At 41.7% G+C, this 18630-nt stretch carries 22 protein-coding genes; 9 read left to right on the forward strand and 13 right to left on the reverse strand.

The window, feature by feature from the left end:
- Positions 1–14 precede the first annotated feature (14 nt).
- The 3 genes from cysM to GO816_RS12150 form a co-directional block, all read right to left on the reverse strand.
- Entirely contained in the window at positions 15–887 is an 873-nt protein-coding gene (cysM, locus tag GO816_RS12140; RefSeq protein ID WP_157542196.1) for a cysteine synthase CysM, read from the reverse strand.
- Between the two features lie 6 nt (positions 888–893).
- Positions 894–1700: a serine O-acetyltransferase gene (locus GO816_RS12145; protein ID WP_157542197.1), complete on the reverse strand. Its 807-nt coding sequence runs from the start codon at positions 1698–1700 to the stop codon at positions 894–896.
- 433 nt (positions 1701–2133) lie between these two features.
- Positions 2134–2841 (reverse strand): DUF92 domain-containing protein, encoded by a 708-nt coding sequence (locus GO816_RS12150; RefSeq protein ID WP_157542198.1) that lies wholly within the window; start codon positions 2839–2841, stop codon positions 2134–2136.
- A 76-nt stretch (positions 2842–2917) separates the two neighbouring features.
- On the opposite strand from GO816_RS12150, the gene GO816_RS12155 reads away from it, so the two are divergent.
- Positions 2918–3613, forward strand: coding sequence for a class I SAM-dependent methyltransferase (locus GO816_RS12155; RefSeq protein ID WP_157542199.1), 696 nt, complete (start codon positions 2918–2920; stop codon positions 3611–3613).
- A gap of 121 nt (positions 3614–3734) precedes the next feature.
- Positions 3735–6179: a S9 family peptidase gene (locus GO816_RS12160; protein ID WP_157542200.1), complete on the forward strand. Its 2445-nt coding sequence runs from the start codon at positions 3735–3737 to the stop codon at positions 6177–6179.
- Between the two features lie 34 nt (positions 6180–6213).
- Here the strand turns inward: GO816_RS12160 and GO816_RS12165 are convergent, their stop codons facing one another.
- A complete protein-coding gene (locus GO816_RS12165; RefSeq protein ID WP_198171506.1) occupies positions 6214–7194 on the reverse strand; it encodes an SMP-30/gluconolactonase/LRE family protein in 981 nt (326 codons plus the stop codon).
- 75 nt (positions 7195–7269) lie between these two features.
- On the opposite strand from GO816_RS12165, the gene GO816_RS12170 reads away from it, so the two are divergent.
- Together GO816_RS12170 and GO816_RS12175 are read left to right on the forward strand one after the other, a co-directional pair.
- Positions 7270–7731 carry a DUF4268 domain-containing protein gene (locus GO816_RS12170; RefSeq protein ID WP_157542201.1) on the forward strand — a complete coding sequence of 154 codons (462 nt, stop codon included), beginning with the start codon at positions 7270–7272 and terminating at the stop codon, positions 7729–7731.
- A gap of 62 nt (positions 7732–7793) precedes the next feature.
- Entirely contained in the window at positions 7794–8765 is a 972-nt protein-coding gene (locus GO816_RS12175; protein ID WP_157542202.1) for a glycosyltransferase family 2 protein, read from the forward strand.
- A 65-nt stretch (positions 8766–8830) separates the two neighbouring features.
- On the opposite strand, the gene GO816_RS12180 is transcribed toward GO816_RS12175, so the two are convergent.
- A complete protein-coding gene (locus GO816_RS12180; protein ID WP_157542203.1) occupies positions 8831–9028 on the reverse strand; it encodes a hypothetical protein in 198 nt (65 codons plus the stop codon).
- Positions 9029–9210: 182 nt separating this feature from the next.
- On the opposite strand from GO816_RS12180, the gene GO816_RS12185 reads away from it, so the two are divergent.
- The 3 genes from GO816_RS12185 to GO816_RS12195 are packed head-to-tail and all read left to right on the forward strand — an operon-like array spanning position 9211 to position 11740.
- Positions 9211–9672, forward strand: coding sequence for a GNAT family N-acetyltransferase (locus GO816_RS12185; protein ID WP_157542204.1), 462 nt, complete (start codon positions 9211–9213; stop codon positions 9670–9672).
- A 14-nt stretch (positions 9673–9686) separates the two neighbouring features.
- Positions 9687–10310 (forward strand): RNA-binding domain-containing protein, encoded by a 624-nt coding sequence (locus tag GO816_RS12190; protein ID WP_157542205.1) that lies wholly within the window; start codon positions 9687–9689, stop codon positions 10308–10310.
- Positions 10311–10357: 47 nt separating this feature from the next.
- Positions 10358–11740: an MATE family efflux transporter gene (locus GO816_RS12195; protein WP_157542206.1), complete on the forward strand. Its 1383-nt coding sequence runs from the start codon at positions 10358–10360 to the stop codon at positions 11738–11740.
- On the opposite strand, the gene GO816_RS12200 is transcribed toward GO816_RS12195, so the two are convergent.
- From GO816_RS12200 to GO816_RS12230, 7 genes are read right to left on the reverse strand one after another with little or no spacing between them, the layout of a single operon-like run.
- The gene (locus GO816_RS12200; protein WP_157542207.1) at positions 11729–12631 is read right to left on the reverse strand and encodes a histone deacetylase family protein; all 903 of its coding nucleotides are present in this window, start codon (positions 12629–12631) and stop codon (positions 11729–11731) included. The two genes, GO816_RS12195 and GO816_RS12200, sit on opposite strands and share 12 nt — an antisense overlap.
- Before the next feature lie 3 nt (positions 12632–12634).
- Positions 12635–13483, reverse strand: a complete 849-nt coding sequence (locus GO816_RS12205) for a bestrophin family protein (protein ID WP_157542208.1) — start codon at positions 13481–13483, stop codon at positions 12635–12637.
- Complete coding sequence (kynU, locus tag GO816_RS12210) at positions 13480–14769, reverse strand: kynureninase (RefSeq protein WP_157542209.1); 1290 nt, start codon at positions 14767–14769, stop codon at positions 13480–13482. Before kynU ends, GO816_RS12205 begins: the two co-directional genes overlap by 4 nt.
- Before the next feature lie 42 nt (positions 14770–14811).
- A complete protein-coding gene (locus GO816_RS12215) occupies positions 14812–15318 on the reverse strand; it encodes a pyridoxamine 5'-phosphate oxidase family protein (protein ID WP_157542210.1) in 507 nt (168 codons plus the stop codon).
- Between the two features lie 58 nt (positions 15319–15376).
- Positions 15377–15982, reverse strand: a complete 606-nt coding sequence (locus GO816_RS12220) for a DNA-3-methyladenine glycosylase (protein WP_157542211.1) — start codon at positions 15980–15982, stop codon at positions 15377–15379.
- On the reverse strand, positions 15966–16622 hold the full coding sequence (locus GO816_RS12225) for an alpha/beta hydrolase (protein WP_157542212.1): 657 nt from the start codon (positions 16620–16622) through the stop codon (positions 15966–15968). Before GO816_RS12225 ends, GO816_RS12220 begins: the two co-directional genes overlap by 17 nt.
- Positions 16623–17099, reverse strand: a complete 477-nt coding sequence (locus GO816_RS12230) for a GAF domain-containing protein (RefSeq protein WP_157542213.1) — start codon at positions 17097–17099, stop codon at positions 16623–16625.
- 74 nt (positions 17100–17173) lie between these two features.
- Here GO816_RS12230 and GO816_RS12235 point away from each other — a divergent pair, with 74 nt between their 5' ends.
- Both GO816_RS12235 and GO816_RS12240 read left to right on the forward strand, forming a co-directional pair.
- Positions 17174–17878: a DUF3291 domain-containing protein gene (locus GO816_RS12235; protein ID WP_157542214.1), complete on the forward strand. Its 705-nt coding sequence runs from the start codon at positions 17174–17176 to the stop codon at positions 17876–17878.
- Between the two features lie 3 nt (positions 17879–17881).
- Positions 17882–18127, forward strand: a complete 246-nt coding sequence (locus GO816_RS12240) for a hypothetical protein (protein WP_157542215.1) — start codon at positions 17882–17884, stop codon at positions 18125–18127.
- Here the strand turns inward: GO816_RS12240 and GO816_RS12245 are convergent.
- Positions 18124–18630 (reverse strand): 2'-5' RNA ligase family protein, encoded by a 507-nt coding sequence (locus GO816_RS12245; RefSeq protein WP_157542216.1) that lies wholly within the window; start codon positions 18628–18630, stop codon positions 18124–18126. The two genes, GO816_RS12240 and GO816_RS12245, sit on opposite strands and share 4 nt — an antisense overlap.

An 18630-nucleotide genomic window follows, 5' to 3' on the forward strand; every position in this document is an offset into this window, starting at 1 on the left:
TTGTGATTTATATATTAACCGAATAACGTACTACTAAGGTAGCGGTCTCCCCTGTCGCAAGCTATAAAGACGATGAGACCCTTATCAAGCTGTTGAGCAAGTTGAATTGCAGCTGAGCACGCTCCCCCGCTACTCATTCCTGCAAAAACGCCTTCAACACGGGCAAGTTTGCGCGCCATTTGAGTGGCATCATCCTCTGCAATATCAACTGTACGGTCAACTCTCGAGGGATCAAATATTTTAGGCAAGTACTCTTGAGGCCACCTGCGAATACCGGGTATCGAAGACCCTTCGGTGGGCTGGCAACCAACAATTTGAACTTGCGGATTTTGCTCTTTCAAATATTTTGAGCAGCCCATGATAGTGCCCGTTGTACCCATTGAACTAACAAAATGCGTTATTTCACCGTTAGTATCTCGCCATAATTCCGGTCCGGTAGTTTTATAATGGGCCATATAGTTATCCTTGTTAGCAAACTGATTGAGGAGGTAATATCCTTCTGAGGCGCCTTTTTCTTCGGCATAATCGCGGCACACTTCTATACTTTCAAGCAGGGTAACTTTGGCTCCAAATGCTTCCATAGTAAGGGTACGTTCACGTGTGGAGTTGGCCGGCATAACAAGCTCTATTTCTACACCAAATAAACCGGCAATCATGGCCAGGGCTATACCGGTGTTTCCACTGGTAGCTTCAACCAGTCGGGTACCGGGTTTTATATCGCCACGTTCAATAGCACTGCGAATCATATTTAACGACGCCCTGTCTTTTACGCTGCCACCAGGATTGTTGCCCTCAAGCTTTGCAAAAATTTTAACGTTAGGATTAGGGTTGAGTTTTGAGATTTCAACCATTGGCGTGTTGCCTATTATATCAATTATGCCTGCCATAACTTGTTAAATGCTTTCTGTAATGTTTTGAACGTTTATTATTGGCGTGTGATAAACTGTTGAGAATGGTGCCACACTTTTTGTTAGCCACACGTTACCACCAATAACACTATCATGCCCTATTATTGTTTGCCCGCCAAGTATAGTTGCACCCGAATAAATGATTACCCTGTCCTCTACAGTGGGATGCCGTTTTGTACCCGCCATGTCTTTGTGTACACTTAAAGCTCCCAACGTAACGCCCTGATACATTTTAACATGGTTGCCTATATGGCACGACTCTCCTATTACTATACCGGTACCATGATCGATGTGAAAGTAATTGCCAATAACTGCGGCGGGGTGTATATCAATACCGGTTTCTGAATGAGCATGCTCAGTTAGTATACGTGGTATAAGCGGTATATTAAGCTCATATAACATGTGCGCTAACCGATAGAAACATATAGCATAAAAACCAGGATAAGTCCTTATTACTTCAAACTCGCTTTTAGCAGCCGGGTCGCCATTGTATATGGCTTGTATATCTGTATTTAAAACCTGGTAAAGCGCAGGTAATTCATGAAAGAACTTTACTGAAAGGTCCATGCTATCATTGCCTGCATAATTACACCCATCAATCATACGGCAGAGCTCATGCTGCAAATGCAAAGTATGTGCTTTAAGTTCTTCAACTGAGCCAAAATGGTTTTTTTGCTCGGGGTATAATAAACGCACCACTTTAAGCGCCCAAGCCGCTATATGTGAATTAGTTGGTATAGCTTTAGCATGTAACGACTTTTCAAACAGATGCCGGTAAAACTCTTGGTTCATATATAATGCAAAGTAACAGTTTGTTTTGGCTGTTTGTGCCATATTTATTCAATAAAACTACTAAGCTGATATACATTATAGAGCAAATGCCGCACAGACTCTGATCAGGTTGTTATAAGAAGATAGAAATAAAAACTCACAGGTACAGACACCACATCTGCTGCACTTTGACCCTAACAGCAAAAGTAATGGTCTGTGTCCTGTGAGTGAACAAGCCCCGGGAAGCCATTACTGGGTGAAACAGCGTACCCGGGAGTTCAATGTGAATAAGGTTTAGGTGTTAAATGCTTTTAGCAATAGTGTTAAACTAATTGCCTTCAAAGCCATGCAGGCATAGCCCTGAAACATGGTCCTAAGGTACAACATACCTAAAGGCAAAAAAACACGTGAAAACACGTGTTTTTCTTGATACGTAAAACTACGTGTGAACTTTTTAGAAGCTTATGAAAGTAGCCAGCAACGCTGCAGCAAGTGTATTCAAAAAATTGACGGCATCATTTTTAAGTAAGCCCTTTCGTTCAAACAAAGCACCTAAAAATGAATCGGATAGATTACCAAACACTCCGCATACTGCAACTATAACAGCTCCATGCAATGAATGGTAACCAATAAAGTATATAGCAGCAATAATTAAGCTTCCTATAACACCTAACAGCGTTCCTTCCAAACTCACGACGCCGTCAAGGCCTGTTTCATCAGGTTCAAAGGTTAAAATATTGAAGAACTTTTTTCCGTAAACTGTACCTAATTCAGACGATACGGTGTCGCCGCAGGCTGCAGAAAATGCCGCAGCAATTATTAAGGGCCATATTATGCTATTGGGATATAAGAAGACACTTAATAAGCCGGCTAAGGCTGCTACCCCTGCGTTGGCAATTACCTGGCTGCTTTTACGAAGGGCATCATTAGCCGCTATTGTATTTAGTTGTTGTTTAACGTTCCGTTTCCAGGTGGTAGCAATTGTTGCAATAACAAAAAAGGCGGTCATTATAGCCACACCTGTATAGCCCGCGCCGGCAAACACCGCTAAGGCACATAACAAACCGGTTAATGCTGCAAGAGGTGTAAGCTTTTTGAAGTATATGCTCAGCACTGTTCCGCTAATTAAAAATATCAGTAAAGCTGAATACTGCAATAACATAGTTTTTTTGGACTAAGAACAAAGATAGCCAATTAGCCCAACCACTTTTAATGCCAATAACTTTTAGCTTTGCCATATGAATGATGTACTTGGCCGTGCCCTACATGATTATTATCATAACAACTTAGCATCTGAATTATGGATACATAACCTTTATGGCCCAAAGGAGCTTATGCCAATTGAGGCTTATTTCAGAGATGAAGACGATATGCCAGACCTGGAATGGGTTGCATTGAATGAGTGCAAAGGAACGGTATTAGATGTAGGTGCCGGCGCTGGTAGCCATGCCCTTGAGTTGCAAAAGCGCGGCTATGAAGTTACGGCTATGGATATTTCTCCGCTGGCTGTGGAAGTAATTAAGGCGCGTGGAATTAAAGATGCGTTAACTGCGGACATATTTACCTACGATGGTAAAAAGTACGACACCCTCCTTTTACTGATGAATGGCATTGGATTGGCCGGAACAATGAAAATACTTAAGGACTTGCTATTGCATCTTAAAAGCCTGCTTAACGAGGGCGGTCAGTTGCTGTTCGACTCATCAGATGTAGCTTATCTGTACGAAGGCAAGCTTCCGGATGGTGGTTACCATGGTGAAATTAAGTACCAGTATGAGTACAAAAATCAAAAGGGCGAATGGTTTACCTGGCTGTATATTGATGAACAAAGCCTTATTAAAATTGCCGCCGAATGCGGGTTTAACATGGAAGTATTGTACGAAGATGAATACGGGCAATACTTATCGCGTTTAACAACTCAAACAAACGACTGATATTGTGTAAGCTTTTGAGCTTGATTGTAAAAAAGCTGATGCAAATTTAAGGCTTAAGTTATTTCCCAATCTTTTATCTAACTTTCATCGCTGTTAAACTTCTTGATTAAATTTTAACTTTATGAAAAAGGTATTTTTATGTGCTTTGTTGATATCAACAAGCGTTTGGGTTAAGGCCCAGGATGCTGTTGGGTATCAAAAACCACCGCAGGCCATGACAGATTTACTGCTGGCCAAACCCACCCCAAGTGTAAGCATCAATTCGAAGGCTGAATGGATGATTTTGAGCGAACGCAATGCACTTCCTTCGGTTGAAGAGCTGGCACGTCCCGAAATGCGGATTGCCGGTATGCGTATCAATCCTAACAATTTTGCACCAAGCAGGCAGGTTATATCATACAGTGGTTTTAGCCTAAAAAATATCAAAACCGGTAAAGTGTACCCGGTTACCGGTTTACCTGCCACACTTAACGCCAGCGGCCTAAGCTGGAGCCCCGATCAAAGCAAAGCTGCTTTTACACAAACCAATGCAAAAGGCGTTGATTTGTATGTTATAAACATTGCTACCCAAAAAGCAACCAAGGTTAACAAACTTCCACTTAACGCGGTGATGGGCAGCTTTGGCAGCGGTGTTACCTGGGTTGATAATAGCACCATGATGTACAAGGTTATAGTTAAACCCGCCACCATGGCCCCTGCTAAACCGCTTAGCCCAACTGGTCCGGTTGTACAGCAAAACCTGGGCAAATCAGCCCCTGCTGTTACTTACCAGGATATGATCAAATCGCCGTATGACGAAAAGTTATTTGAGTTTTACTCAACTTCACAACTGGTGATGAACAAAAACGGCGTTGAAACCCCTGTAGGCAAGCCTGCTATATATGCTTCAACCACTTTATCGCCTGATAAAAAGTACATGCTGGTGCGTACCTTGCATAAGCCATTCTCTTATTTAGTTCCAGCGCAAAGCTTTCCATCAACCGTTGTTATTACTGATTTAACCGGCAAGGCTTTAAAAACTCTAGCTAATCTGCCATCAGGCGAGGTAAGACCATCTGGATATGATAACCTTCAAAATGTGCCACGCAGTTTTGACTGGCGCGATGATGAAGCTGCAACAATCACCTGGGCTATGCCTTTAGATAGCGGCCTTATCCGTAAAAAAGTTGATTTTCATGATGCTGTTTATGCGCTTAGTGCACCTTTCACCGGTGAGGCTAAAGAGCTATTTAAAACAGAACAACGTTTTCGTAACGTTCAATGGGGTACTGCAGATTTAGCTTTGGTAAGCGAAGGTTTACGTTCAAAGCAAAGCAGTCGTGTAAGCAGGTACAACCCATCTACCGGCAAGCTTGAAAAGCTTTGGGACCGCAACCAAACTGATGTTTACGGCAACTTAGGCGATCCTGTAACCGATAAAAATAAATTTGGACGTCAGGTGATTATGCCTATCGAAAATGGCACCAAATTACTGATGAACAATGTGATTGGTTCTTCTCCAAAAGGTGACCTTCCTTTTTTAGCTACGTTTGATTTGAACAGCAAAAAAAGTGATATCATATGGCGTTGTGAACCGGGCCACTTTGAATATGTGTACGATGTTTTAGATCCGGCGAAACTTGTATTGGTTACCCGTCGCGAAGCTCAAACCGAGGTTCCAAACTATTACATCAAAAACTTGAAGCTTCGCATTGCCGACCAGCAAATTACAAACTTTACAAACCCGTACCCTCAAATGCAGGGTGTAACCAAAACCAAATTACAATACAAACGCGGTGATGGTATTGACATGACCGGCGACCTGTATTTACCTAAAGGTTACAATAAAGATAAAGACGGACCTTTACCAGTATTGATATGGGCTTACCCGGCCGAGTTTAACTCAGCCGATGATGCTGCTCAAATTAAAGGTTCAAAAGATCGTTTTATTACAATAAGCCCGGGTGGTCCTGTTTTCTTTGTTACGCAAGGTTACGCAGTATTAGATAACGCATCAATGCCAATTGTTGCTAAAGACGGCAAGCGCCCTAATGACAACTTTGTTGATCAGTTAAAACTTAATGCTGAGGCTGCAATAAATAAACTGTCAGACTTAGGTGTAGGTGACCGCAACCGTGTTGCCGTTGGCGGACACAGCTACGGTGCATTTATGACTGCTAACCTACTGGCTCATACTAAACTATTTAAAGCCGGTTTAGCTGAAAGCGGTGCGTACAATCGTACACTTACTCCATTTGGTTTCCAAAACGAGGAACGTACCTATTGGGACGATCCAAAGCTGTATTATGATATGAGCCCGTTTAGCTTTGCTAACCAAATTAAGACGCCGTTACTGCTTATACACGGCGATGCCGACGACAATACTGGTACCTACCCTATAAATAGCGAGCGCTTATTTGCCGCTATTAAAGGCTTTGGTGGCACGGTTCGTTTTGTGTTCCTGCCTTATGAAGCGCATGGTTACCGCGGACGCGAGAACCTGATGCACAAACTTTGGGAACAGCTAGAGTGGATGAACAAATATGTAAAAGACGCTAAGCCTAACCAATCGGCTCAAGCTAAGTAATTTACATTTACAATAATTAAAACGCCTCAAACAGTCAACGCTGTTTTGAGGCGTTTTTAGTTGAGCCATGTACATTCATTTGCATAGTATATACCGCTTTTGATGCCGTGATGAAGAGCACATTTCTTTTTATACCTCCAAAACAAAGATTAGCAGTCCACGACTCAGGAATGGCAATCAGGCCTATCTTTTCTCCAAGGTTACTGAATATGGTTATACCCTTACTCCCGGTAATGTAAACATTCCCTTGTTCATCAAGTGCCAAACCGTCGGATCCTTTGTCGATAAATAATTGCTGATTACTTAATGCACCTTCTTTAGTAATATCAAACCTATAGGTTTTGTTGGCTTTAATGTCAGCAACATACAGGTACTTACCATCAGCTGTACCTGCAATGCCGTTTGGCTTCTGCAAAGTTTCGGCTACTACAACAGCTTTTGATTGTCCTTTGGCAAGATAGTATACCTTTTCGCCTTGTAAGTCGGGCTTAGTCCGCGTCCAGTAATCACGCTGATAATAAGGGTCGGTAAAATAAATACCACCTTTAGCATCTATCCATAAATCATTAGGGCCGTTAAATTTGTGACCGTCTGCACTGCTTAAAAGCACCGTATCTTTAGTACCGTCGGCTTTGAACTGCCAAATTTGATTGTCTTCATCGGCACAGGTAACCAGCTTGTTATCTTTGGTGAAGTACATGCCGTTTGACCGCCCGGCTGCGTTGCTGAATAGCATCAGTTTGCCGTTGGTATCATATTTCCATATGCCATTGTTAGGCTGATCGGTAAAGTAAATATTACCTTTGTTGTCAGCTGCTGGTCCCTCAGTAAAACTGAATTGCTTGCTAACTAACACCGGACGTGTGCCGCTTTTAAACAAATTGGTGGTGCTATAAGAGCTGTCAGTCATTAGCAACTTGCTTAAAGATAATTTAGCAGGTTTGCTTACTATTGAAGTGGCACCTGCCATAATGAAAGGAAACAAGGCAGGCGCTATGAATTTAATGATTTTCATATATTGATGTTGAGTTTTAAACATCGCAATAACTTACTTATAAAACAACAGCAGCGCTTACGCACTTAACCCTATATGTATTCAAAAGAGCAGGCTTCACAGCTCCGTCAAACTTTCTGGACCACCTTTGGCCAGTACATTGCTCCGCAACCTTCGGCAGAAGGGCTAAAAATTAATTGGATAAATTATAAAACAGGAATTAAGCATCTGCATTTTCGTATGCAAGCTGAAAATCGCTGGGCAAGAATTGGTATTGAAATTTCTCACCCTGATACCGGTATACAGGAACTGTTTTTTGAGCAATTTAAAGAGTTGAAGTTAATATTGGCAGGTGCTTTAAATGAAGATTGGGAATGGCTGCTTCATGCGCATGACGATTATGGCAAAACAACCAGTATTATTTACAAGCAGCTTGATGGAGTAAGCCTTTTTAACCGAAACGACTGGCCTGCGCTTATATCTTTTTTTAAGCCGCGCATAATTGCCCTTGATGAGTTTTGGGCCGATGCCAGGTATAGCTTTGATGCCCTTAAATAACAATGCATCTTCAAAATCATTAAAATGCCTATCTTTGTGCGCTTTAAACAAAACAGTACCATATGCCGGAATTATCAGTTGTAATAACCGTAATGAACGAAGAGGAAAATATTAAACCTCTCATTGCTGAAATACGGAAAGCTTTACCGGCAATTGATTACGAAGTAATATTTGTTGATGACGGTTCAGAAGATCGCACGCGTGAAGAGATTGTTGCTAACGCCGATGAGCGTATAAAGCTGGTTGACTTGCGTAAAAATTATGGGCAAAGTACTGCTATGACTGCCGGCATTGATCATACCACCGGAGAGTATGTAGCGTTGCTTGATGGCGACTTACAGAATGACCCGAACGACATTCCGTCGATGCTTCAAAAACTGAAAGATGAAGATTGGGATGTAGTGGCAGGCAATCGTGCCAATCGTAAGGATGGTATGGTGCTACGTAAGATACCAAGCAAAATCGCTAATGCCATGATCAGGCGCATGACGGGGGTTTACATCAAAGATTATGGTTGTACCCTTAAAGTGTTCAGGCGGGAAATTGCTGAAGACCTTGGTTTGTATGGCGAGTTACACCGCTTTATACCCGTGTTGGCCAAATTACAGGGTGCGCGCATTACCCAGGTTGATGTAAGGCACCATGCCCGTATACATGGTCAATCGAAATACGGCATTAACCGAACCTTTAAAGTGATTGCCGATTTAATATTGATGGTATTTTTTCGCAAGTACATTCAAAAGCCAATGCACTTATTTGGAAGCATAGGTTTTATGGCTTTCTTTTTAGGAGCACTAATAAACTTGTACCTGCTCATTTTAAAAGTATTAGGGCATGACATATGGGGAAAGCCACTTTTAATACTTGGCCTTATACTGCTTTTGGGTGGTGTACAGTTAATTACCTTGGGCATCTTGGCCGAAGTAAACGTTCGTACCTATTTTGAATCACAGAACAAGAAAACCTACCAGGTGCGCAGGATTTTTAACGGGAGAGAATTTATTAAGCCGGAAACTAAAGGCGGCCTTGTTTAAAAAATAACATCAAAAAAAAAATGGGGAGCAACGCCAGTTGTTCCCCATTTTTATGTTTACCACTATTATTGCGGCGGATTGGTTTTGGTAGTATCCGGCATGGTGGTATCTCTTGCGGTAGAATCAGTGGTTGACATGGTACCGTTAGTTGAATCAACTGCAGTACTGTCGCTGCCACTTGCTGCACGCTCTGAGCTGCAGCCCATTGCCGTCGCTGCTACTAATGCTAATGCGCAGGCAAAACTCAAAATTTGCTTTTTCATAGGATTTAATTGTTTTGTTCTAAAATGATTAACACTATGCCATTGATATTGTTTAACTTATGTTTAAAAAAGCCATACATAATCGTTAACAACCGGGTGCTTATTAATAAATAATGACAAATCATCCACCACAAAACCTACCATATTGCGTTATATTAGCATCGTTAGGGAGAAAATAAACGATGGAAAATAGTTTAATCGCTGACGCGGAATTTGCAGGCAAAGGTTACATATTATCAACCGATAAACAACTTTTAGACTTCAACGTCATCTATAGTTTTTTAAACAATGAGTCATATTGGTCTAAAGGCATACCTGTTGAAAGATTGCAAAAAGCTATTGCTAACTCAATATGTTTTGGCGTATACCATCATCACCAGCAGTGCGGTTTTGCAAGAGTTATAACTGACACTGCTACGTTTGCTTACATATGTGATGTTTTTATAACACCGGAGTACCGTGGTCGGGGTCTATCTAAATGGCTTATCAAAAGCATCACTAATCATCAGGAACTGCAAGGCTTAAGGCGGTGGTCATTGGCTACGGCAGATGCGCACGGATTATATGGCCAGTATGGCTTTACACCAGTAAGCAAGCCCGAGCCTTGGATGGAAATTTATAACCCTTATTCATTAAACCAGTGAAACACTTAACTAAAATGAACATCAAGAGGCTTATCATGGAGGGTGAAGGTGTATCGCTGGACTTTAAAAAGACTATTACCAGTTGTGAGAAGATTGCCAAAACTATGGTATCATTTGCCAACAATAAAGGAGGCCGTTTACTTATTGGTGTGCTTGACGACGGCGGTATAAAAGGGGTAAAATCTGAAGATGAGGAACGGTATATGATTACTAAGGCTGCTCACTTTTACGCTAAACCAGCCCTTGATCCCATATTTGAAGAAGTATATGTTGACGACAAAGTAGTACTTGTAGTTGAAATAGAACCCAGTGATACCAAACCTCATTATGCCCTTGGAGATGACGGAAAATGGTGGGTTTACATACGGGTAAAAGATAAAAGTGTACTTGCAAGCAAAATTGTTGTTGATGTACTTAAGCGGTCAGACAAAGATGAGGGCGTACTTATAGAATACTCATCAAAAGAAAAAGCCTTGCTTGAGTACTTGGACCAAAACGAAAGGATAACCGTTAAACAATACTGCGAATTACTTAATATGAGCCGCCGCCGCGCACAACGCATCATGGTAAACCTTGTATTATCAGGCGTTATAAGAGTACACACAACTGAAAAAGAAGAATTTTATACAGCAGCATAAAGTTCTTACTTTTTGCTAAACACATTTGCTTCTTTAATTCTTCAATCATGTCTTTTTCTTTCCAGCCTTACAAACAACATTACCGTGATAACCTGAAACTTGCAATTCCGGTGGTTATATCACAACTGGGGCATACTTTGGTGCATTTAAGTGATAGTATTATTGTTGGGCATTTCGCTGGTACAATTTCACTGGCGGCGGTTTCGCTTGTTAACAGTGTTTTTGTTGTGGCTATGGTTATGGGACTTGGCATTGCCTACGGAATTACCCCTCTTATTGCTCAAAATAACGGTAAAGGTGAATATACCGATTGCGGGCGGTTACTCTCCAATAGTATCTTTATCAATCTGTTGTTCAGCGTTATACTCTTCCTGGTGATATACTTTGGTGCAGGCAACGTGCTGTCGTTGCTTAAACAATCTCCTGAGGTACTGAAACAAGCAAAGCCATTTTTGTTGCTTTTGTCGGTTTCTATTATTCCGCTCATGCTGTTTACAACCTTTAAGCAATTTGCCGAAGGTCTGGGCTTTACACGCCAAGCCATGATGATTTCCATTTGGGGCAATGTAATTAATATTTGCTTAGGGATAATTTTTGTTAAGGGCCTGTTTGGCATAAAGCCAATGGGTATAAGCGGCGTAGGCTACAGCACGTTAATTGACCGTACAATTATGGCTATAGTGATGGGCATATACGTATTCAGATCTAAAAACTTTAAGCCCTATCTTAAAGAGTTTTCATTAAGCTATATCAACTTAAAACGTTGCCGTCAAATTATAAACATTGGAGCGCCGGTATCATTACAGTATACATTTGAAGTAAGTGCCTTCAGCGCAGCTGCAATCATCGTTGGGCAAATAGGTGCCGTTGAGCAGGCTGCTCACCAAGTAGGAATCAACCTGGCATCGCTCACTTATATGATGGCCAGCGGGGTGTCATCAGCAGCGGCAATCAAATCAGGTAATTTCTTCGGTGGTAAAAGCTTTGGCGAACTGCGCGCATCAGCGCTGGCCAGTTACCACATCGTACTTGCTTTTATGACTGTAACTGCATTAATATTCGTACTTGCAAATCAATGGCTGCCATGGATTGTAACGTCAGATGTAAGCGTAATAAACATTGCATCAAAGCTGCTTATTATTGCCGCTTTCTTTCAGTTGTTTGACGGTGCACAAGTTGTAGGCTTAGGAATTTTGCGTGGCATGGGTGATGTAAATGTACCCACCTTAATAACGCTTTTGGCTTATTGGGTAATTGGGCTTCCGCTTGGATACCTGTTAGGAATAACACTTGATATGGGTGCCGAAGGCGTTTGGTACGGACTTGTAGCCGGACTTGGTATAGCATCTGTCCTACTTTACATGCGCTTTACTGCCACCACCAAAAAACATATTGAAGATTACATTTTTAACGATACCTTAAAAATATAAATCAAGCGCTGCCCTGTAAGTATTGCAATGGGCATCCACAATGTCTTTAATTTGCGGAGAGTACCCCCCGCCCATGCTCACCTGAACCGGTATGCCTGCGTTTTTGCATTGCTCCAATACAAAACGATCACGCTCCTTACAAGCTTCTTTACTAAGTGATAGCTTGCCCAGTTTATCAGATGACAATACATCAACTCCCGATAAGTAAAATACAAAATCAGGTTTTTGATTGTCTATAAGCTGCGGAACCGTTCGGTATACATTATCTAAAAATTCATCATCGGTAACACCGTCTGCAAGTGGAATATCCAAATCTGATTTTTCTTTGCGGAAGGGAAAATTCTTATCACCATGCATTGAAAAAGTAAATACCCTTGGCTCATTCTCAAATATTTCAGCAGTGCCATTTCCTTGGTGCACATCTAAATCAATTATTAATATAGACTTGGCTAATTGCCTGTTTAGTAAATAATTTGCTGCAATAGCCTGATCATTTAACATGCAAAAACCTTCACCCCAATTGCTTCCGGCATGGTGGGTACCGCCTGCCACATTAAAGGCTACACCGTAGTTGTAAGCATTATGGCACCCATCAATAGTACCTTTGGCAATCCGTATTTCGCGTTCCACTAAGCGCTCGGTAAGCGGAAAACCTATGCGCCGCTGTTCCTTGGGCGGAAGCGTTAAATCGCGCAATTGCTCCCAATACGCTTTATTATGGGTAAGTAAAATTGTTTTCTCGTCTAATGGTTCGGGCGAGAACAAATTCTCTTCATTAATAAGGCCTTCGTAAAGCAGTTGCTGAGGTATAAGCTCATATTTAAGCATTGGAAACCGATGGCCTTCGGGCAACGGATGAGCGTATATTGGGTCAAAGGCAATTTTCAACATAGGCTATTCAAGTATTTCCCCAACATGCTTTTTTATATTGGCCGAAATTTTATCCAGCGGCAAGTCATTTTCATCAAACCCAAACGGATCTTCAATTTCCTCGGCAATCAATTCAATACTGGCCAGTACATAGAGCACAAATGCAATAATTGGGATGATGTAGTAGCGAAGTTCAAAAGCCCAGGTAAGCGGCAAGCTCATCACAAAAAAGAAAATAAACTTTTTAATGAAAGTACCATAATTGTAAGGTATAGGCGTGTTCTTAATACGTTCGCAAGCGCCGCAAATATCTGTAAAGGACATTAACTCGGCGTTGATGCTTATCAATTGTCCGGTATCAATAGAACCTTCATTTAATTGATAAGCACGCGCTATCATAGCCGATGCTACCTGATTAGGCACATGCTGATCAGAACGAAAACCGGCGCCTATAGCATTTTCGTTATTGCGGTCGCGCAGGTGATCTCTTAACGTTTCTGCATACAAAGGTATATGCTGATTAAAAAACTGCTTGTCGGCATCATTACCCAAATGCCTTACCTTAATAGCCAGGTTACGACTGTTATTAACTAATGCACCCCAAAGTTTACGCCCTTCCCACCAACGGTCATAAGCCGAATTAATACGAAAGGCTAATAGTAACGATAAAACAAATCCCAATGTTGAATGCACAACACTGGTTTTGTGAATTACACTGCTATCAGGCAAATGAATATAATCAAGCAATAGCCAGGTAATCAAAGCAGCATACAAACCGACGCCAATCATTAGCGGAAAAAGCTTACGCAAGGTATCAGACTTATGAAAGCGAAACAGAAAGGTGAACCAATCTTTAGGGTTATACGTGATCATGCGGTTATTGCTTTGGCAGCATCGGCCAGGTGACTTGCCGCGATGTATACATCAGCAAATGTGTTATATAGCGGTACCGGACTCAACCTGATTACATCAGGTTCGCGCCAGTCGCCTATTACACCTTGCTTAACTAAATAGTCAAATATGGCTCTACCATTATGCTTGCATATTAAGGACAATTGACTGCCACGTTGACATACATCGGTTGGAGTAATAATTTTAAATAATTCATAATCAATTTTTTGATTTACTTGACTAATCAAATACTCCAGGTAACCGGTTAGTGTTTTTGCCTTACTATACAAAGCATTTACACCCCCTGCTTTTTCAAAAACATCGAGTGAGGCCTTATGTGCTGCCATCAACAAAACAGGACTTGTACTAACCTGCCAGCCTTCAGCGCCAGCTTCAGGCTCAAAGCCGGGCGCCATTTTAAAGCGGGTGTCGTTACGGTACCCCCACCAGCCGGCAAAACGATTTAATTCCTTGTTTTGGTGATGACGCTCATGCACAAATACGCCACTTACACCGCCAGGGCCAGAGTTCATGTACTTGTATGAACACCAACAAGCAAAGTCAGCCTCCCAATCATGAAGCTGCAACGGAACGTTACCCGCGGCATGAGCTAAGTCAAAGCCTACAATTGCACCGGCTTCGTGTGCTGCTTGGGCAATTGCTTTTAAGTCAAAAAACTGCCCTGTGTAGTAATTTATACCACTGAATAATACCAAGGCAACCTCATTTGCATTAGCTTGTATAACATCTAAAATATCTTGTGTACGGAGCGTGCTTTCACCGTTACGTGGAAATACTTCGATGATAGCATCAGCGGGGTCAAAGCCATGAAATCTTACCTGACTTTCTACTGCGTACTGATCAGATGGAAAGGCACCACCCTCCATCAAAATTTTATACCTACCATTTTTGGGCTGGTAAAAGCTCACCATCAGTAAGTGCAAATTAATAGTAAGTGAATTCATTACAGTCACCTCTGCAGGCTTCGCACCTACAATATCAGCCAGCGCAGGTAATAATTGTTTATGATAATCAAGCCACGGGCTATCACCCTGAAACCATCCTTCAACGGCTAAATGATGCCACTCGTTTAACTTATCGCCTATGTACTGTTGAGTAGTTTTTGGCTGCAATCCTAAGGAATTACCACACAAGTAAATAGCATCATTGCCATTGTGCTTTGGTATTAAAAATTGCTCTCGAAAACTGTTTAAAGGATCCTGTGCATCAAGCTGCGCAGCAAATTGGGCAGTGTTTTGAAATTCCATTGGTCAATTATACAAAAAAGGCAGGTTTAACCTGCCTGTATTTTATAGATCAACTTTCTCGTGCTCGCCCGGTTCAAATTTTGTTCCGGTTATTACTGCTTTCATCCACTTAAACGCCAGGCCTAGCGCACCTGCACTGTTGTCCCAATATTCAGCATCGCTAATGTCAACCTTAAGCAAAATGAGTTTTGGGTCTTCAACTCCGTCTTTGAAAAAAGCTTCAATAAATGGATCCCAAAGTTCATGCATCTTTGCTCTGTCATCAACAAGCTGTGCTGTACCATTAATACTGATGTAAGTATTTGCACTTGAATTTGAATAAGTAACGTTCACCTTATTGTCAATAGATATTTCGGCAACCTTAGGTGAAAACTCATTGGTAAAGAACCACAAAGCACCTTCCACATCAAGTTGAGCAGTAGCCATTGGCCTGCTGTGAAAACCATCGGTAGTGCCGAAAGTAGTTAGCATTGCTGTTTTCGATTTATCAATAAGCGTACGCAGATGATCGATATTTTCAAGTTTTTTTAATTCATTCTGATACTCCATGGCGAGATATTTTAGTTTGATAACTTAATAACCCACCAGCATGAGTTTTGATTGAATTTTATTTATTTGGTTTGCTTACGTAGGCATTGCCTTTTACATAGAAGCGGTATGGCAACAGTGCATCTTCCTTAGCATAAGTAACGCCAATGCGCGGAACGGCAGCAACTTCCTGATCCGAAAAGCTTAACCCACGGTCCTCAATCCAAATGGTATCACTTTGGAAGCTTACACCATTAAGCTTGCGTGTTATGCCCAAAGCCTTACCTACCGAACCAGGACCGGCGGTGATATTCGGCTTTACAACGGCCATGTTGCGCCTGTGCAATATGGCATCAATTCCCTCTGTTGGATTTACTGCCCTAATAAGTACAGCGTGAGGCTGCCCCTCCACAGATGTTACAACGTTAAGCATTTCATGTATTCCATAGCAAAGGTACACATAGGCAATTCCACCATGTTCATACATGGTTTGTGTGCGGGGTGTTAAACGATAACCATAGGCATGTGACGCCTTGTCTACAACTCCATTATAGGCTTCTGTTTCAACAATGTAACCGCCGCTAACTACACCGTCAATACAGGTAAATATATACTTACCAAGTAAATTACGGGCAACATTGGTTACCTGATTATTTAAATAGAAACTTTCAGGCAACTTCTTCATTGAGTATGGATTGTATTAGTTTGCTGATTTCGGCTCCACGAGTATATACCATATCATGACTGCCTTCATTCACAATGTGAGTGGCTGTAGTTATTCTTCGATGCGGAAATATCAGATCCTTATTACCAATGATGTGATAAATTTTGGCGTTAAGAGGATTTGGCACCCAGTAAAGAATAGCGTGCATAGCCCAGCGCATAAACGCCGGGGAAGCGTTTTTTATCATATCTGCAAACAGAAACCCGGCTTTACCTTTGGTATCGCCAAATAAGGGCTTTATAATACCACCCATAGCGGTGTAAAAACCATGAGGTATTATTTTGTAAACTGGAACTTTACGAAAAAACTTAAAGTAGGCCGGTATTTCATCTGCCGATTTGATACTTGATATGATAATGGCCTTACGCAGGTTGAGCAGCGTACTTATTTCAACGGTCATCACTCCTCCTAACGATACTCCTAATACATTTGCCCCATTTGTAATATCATAAGTATCTATTAGTTTTTGAGCATAAGTAGAAATAGTGTCTGAGGATTCGGGCTCAACCCAGTCTACATGAACAAGTTCGTAGCCGGGCACATTAAGCTTGTTAAACAAACGCCTGTCGGCACCCAGTCCTGAAATAAGAAAGAGTTTCATTTAAAACTTAATGAGCTTCACCAGTTCTTCAAGGTACAAAGCATCTGTTTCATCAAACTGATCAAGCATCTCACTGTCAACGTCTAAAACGCCCATTACCTCTCCATTGTGTAATAGTGGTACAACAATTTCAGATTGCGACAACGAACTGCAGGCAATATGCCCGGGAAAAGCTTCAACATCGGGTACTACAAGGGTTTTCTTTTGTTCCCAAGCAGCACCGCACACCCCTTTGCCCAGGCCTATACGCGTGCAAGCCACTGGGCCTTGAAAAGGCCCTAAAACCAATTGCCCTTCTTTAACCAAATAAAAGCCAACCCAAAACCATTTGAATTGCTCTTTAAGTGCTGCCGCCATATTAGCCAGGTTAGCTGTTTGGTCTGTTTCGCCATGCAAAAGCGCCTCTATTTGAGGTATGAGCGATTGATATTGTGCTGCTTTATCAGTTGATTGAATGATGTTCAAGTCTTCGGCCATGGTACAAATGTAAGCAGGTGCCCATAAAAGTAAATAAGGTGAATATCATATTTAATTGTTTATTTCGCTCAGTAATGATTGTTAGCCTCACTATAGTACGCTACCGGAAAACATTTGTACCCTTTGCGCTTTTTGCCATGGCCATTCACCGGTTTCCGCTTATGCTGCAAAAAGGCTGTACTTTTTGGAAATTAATGGGCTGTGGGCGCAACGGAACTTTCGACCTCTCGCCCGATTGGCAGCAGTGGGGTCTACTTGCAGTTTGGCAATGCAGGGCCGACTATGAGGCGTTTCAACAACGGTCGTTTATAACATCATGGTGGAAAAAGCTTACCATAGAAAGCTGGACAATGTTAGCCGAGCCACTTCAAAGTCATGGCAAATGGGATGGACAAGATCCGTTTAATGGTGCGGCAAAGCAGGACTATGAAGGCCCTGTTGCTGTTTTAACACGTGCCACGATAAGACTTAACCGTTTAAAAAACTTCTGGAGCCATGTTGACCAGGCAGCAGCCTACATGACAAAAGCACAAGGATATATCACATCTGTTGGGATTGGCGAAGCACCTGTGTACAGGCAAGCTACATTTTCGGTATGGGAGAGCCTTGATGATGTTAAGGCGTTTGCCTACAAAGGCCGCGAGCATGCCGATGTTGTTAAAAAAACCCGCACTGAGAATTGGTATAGCGAAGAGCTGTTTGCACGTTTTAAACCTGTAGCTGCCTGGGGTACCTTAAATGGCCAGGATCCGTTGCAGGGAAAAGTTAAATTTGAATAACACATGAGAGTAATTGCCGAAATACCCCATACAGATTTTAAGGTTTCCATATTTAACATGAACCGAAAGTTCATTATTAAAATCGAGCAAGGTGCCTTTGAGCAAACTTATAAGGTTGCTGAGGCTGACCTGATGGATGGTGTAAACAGTGTATTTGAATTACTGGATGAAACCTTTTACGCCACCGTTACTGCACGTTTTGCTGACATGCGTAAGGATTGGCGCGAAACATTCAACAGGTATAATTAAGTTCCAAATTTAAATTCTCGTACAAATTCCCATGGCCCTCCCCTGTACTCAAACAGAGCCAGGCCGGTTCCTGTTGCTTCAAATGATTCAAAATCATTTTCCAGTTGAGCTTTAAGCAACATTGCGGCATCATGCGTAACCTTATTTTGTATAGTTATGTGAGGCCAAAGCTTTTGCTTGTCTTGCGGAATTAACCAAGGTTGCCAAAGTTGCTGCAAATAATTATGAAGTTGCTTTAACTGCATACACTCAATATCAAAAGCCACACCGCTGCCAATACTTTTAACCGCTTTTATCTGTAGTTGCATTGTTGTTTGATTTATTGCAGCAAATTCAATATCCTTTACAATTTGAGCTTCATGAGCAGGCAGGTTATGAAAAAGCGTTAAATGAGCATCCAAATAGTTGCGCTCGGGTGGGAAGTGTGCCGTTCTTAATTGGTTAAAATATTGTTGACTTGCATCATCAAGCATTAACGTAAGTATTAAAGGCGCATCATTCAT

Origin of the sequence: Mucilaginibacter aquatilis, assembly GCF_009755275.1 — a bacterium.
In the GTDB taxonomy this organism is placed as follows: Bacteria; Bacteroidota; Bacteroidia; order Sphingobacteriales; family Sphingobacteriaceae; genus Mucilaginibacter; species Mucilaginibacter aquatilis.

Excerpts from the sequence above, each read along its gene's own strand:
- cysM (WP_157542196.1), bottom strand. The coding sequence starts at position 887 with ATGGCAGGCATAATTGATATAATAGGCAACACGCCAATGGTTGAAATC.
- GO816_RS12145 (WP_157542197.1), bottom strand. The coding sequence starts at position 1,700 with ATGAACCAAGAGTTTTACCGGCATCTGTTTGAAAAGTCGTTACATGCT.
- GO816_RS12150 (WP_157542198.1), bottom strand. The coding sequence starts at position 2,841 with ATGTTATTGCAGTATTCAGCTTTACTGATATTTTTAATTAGCGGAACA.
- GO816_RS12155 (WP_157542199.1), top strand. The coding sequence starts at position 2,918 with ATGAATGATGTACTTGGCCGTGCCCTACATGATTATTATCATAACAAC.
- GO816_RS12160 (WP_157542200.1), top strand. The coding sequence starts at position 3,735 with ATGAAAAAGGTATTTTTATGTGCTTTGTTGATATCAACAAGCGTTTGG.
- GO816_RS12165 (WP_198171506.1), bottom strand. The coding sequence starts at position 7,194 with ATGAAAATCATTAAATTCATAGCGCCTGCCTTGTTTCCTTTCATTATG.
- GO816_RS12170 (WP_157542201.1), top strand. The coding sequence starts at position 7,270 with ATGTATTCAAAAGAGCAGGCTTCACAGCTCCGTCAAACTTTCTGGACC.
- GO816_RS12175 (WP_157542202.1), top strand. The coding sequence starts at position 7,794 with ATGCCGGAATTATCAGTTGTAATAACCGTAATGAACGAAGAGGAAAAT.
- GO816_RS12180 (WP_157542203.1), bottom strand. The coding sequence starts at position 9,028 with ATGAAAAAGCAAATTTTGAGTTTTGCCTGCGCATTAGCATTAGTAGCA.
- GO816_RS12185 (WP_157542204.1), top strand. The coding sequence starts at position 9,211 with ATGGAAAATAGTTTAATCGCTGACGCGGAATTTGCAGGCAAAGGTTAC.
- GO816_RS12190 (WP_157542205.1), top strand. The coding sequence starts at position 9,687 with ATGAACATCAAGAGGCTTATCATGGAGGGTGAAGGTGTATCGCTGGAC.
- GO816_RS12195 (WP_157542206.1), top strand. The coding sequence starts at position 10,358 with ATGTCTTTTTCTTTCCAGCCTTACAAACAACATTACCGTGATAACCTG.
- GO816_RS12200 (WP_157542207.1), bottom strand. The coding sequence starts at position 12,631 with ATGTTGAAAATTGCCTTTGACCCAATATACGCTCATCCGTTGCCCGAA.
- GO816_RS12205 (WP_157542208.1), bottom strand. The coding sequence starts at position 13,483 with ATGATCACGTATAACCCTAAAGATTGGTTCACCTTTCTGTTTCGCTTT.
- kynU (WP_157542209.1), bottom strand. The coding sequence starts at position 14,769 with ATGGAATTTCAAAACACTGCCCAATTTGCTGCGCAGCTTGATGCACAG.
- GO816_RS12215 (WP_157542210.1), bottom strand. The coding sequence starts at position 15,318 with ATGGAGTATCAGAATGAATTAAAAAAACTTGAAAATATCGATCATCTG.
- GO816_RS12220 (WP_157542211.1), bottom strand. The coding sequence starts at position 15,982 with ATGAAGAAGTTGCCTGAAAGTTTCTATTTAAATAATCAGGTAACCAAT.
- GO816_RS12225 (WP_157542212.1), bottom strand. The coding sequence starts at position 16,622 with ATGAAACTCTTTCTTATTTCAGGACTGGGTGCCGACAGGCGTTTGTTT.
- GO816_RS12230 (WP_157542213.1), bottom strand. The coding sequence starts at position 17,099 with ATGGCCGAAGACTTGAACATCATTCAATCAACTGATAAAGCAGCACAA.
- GO816_RS12235 (WP_157542214.1), top strand. The coding sequence starts at position 17,174 with ATGATTGTTAGCCTCACTATAGTACGCTACCGGAAAACATTTGTACCC.
- GO816_RS12240 (WP_157542215.1), top strand. The coding sequence starts at position 17,882 with ATGAGAGTAATTGCCGAAATACCCCATACAGATTTTAAGGTTTCCATA.
- GO816_RS12245 (WP_157542216.1), bottom strand. The coding sequence starts at position 18,630 with ATGAATGATGCGCCTTTAATACTTACGTTAATGCTTGATGATGCAAGT.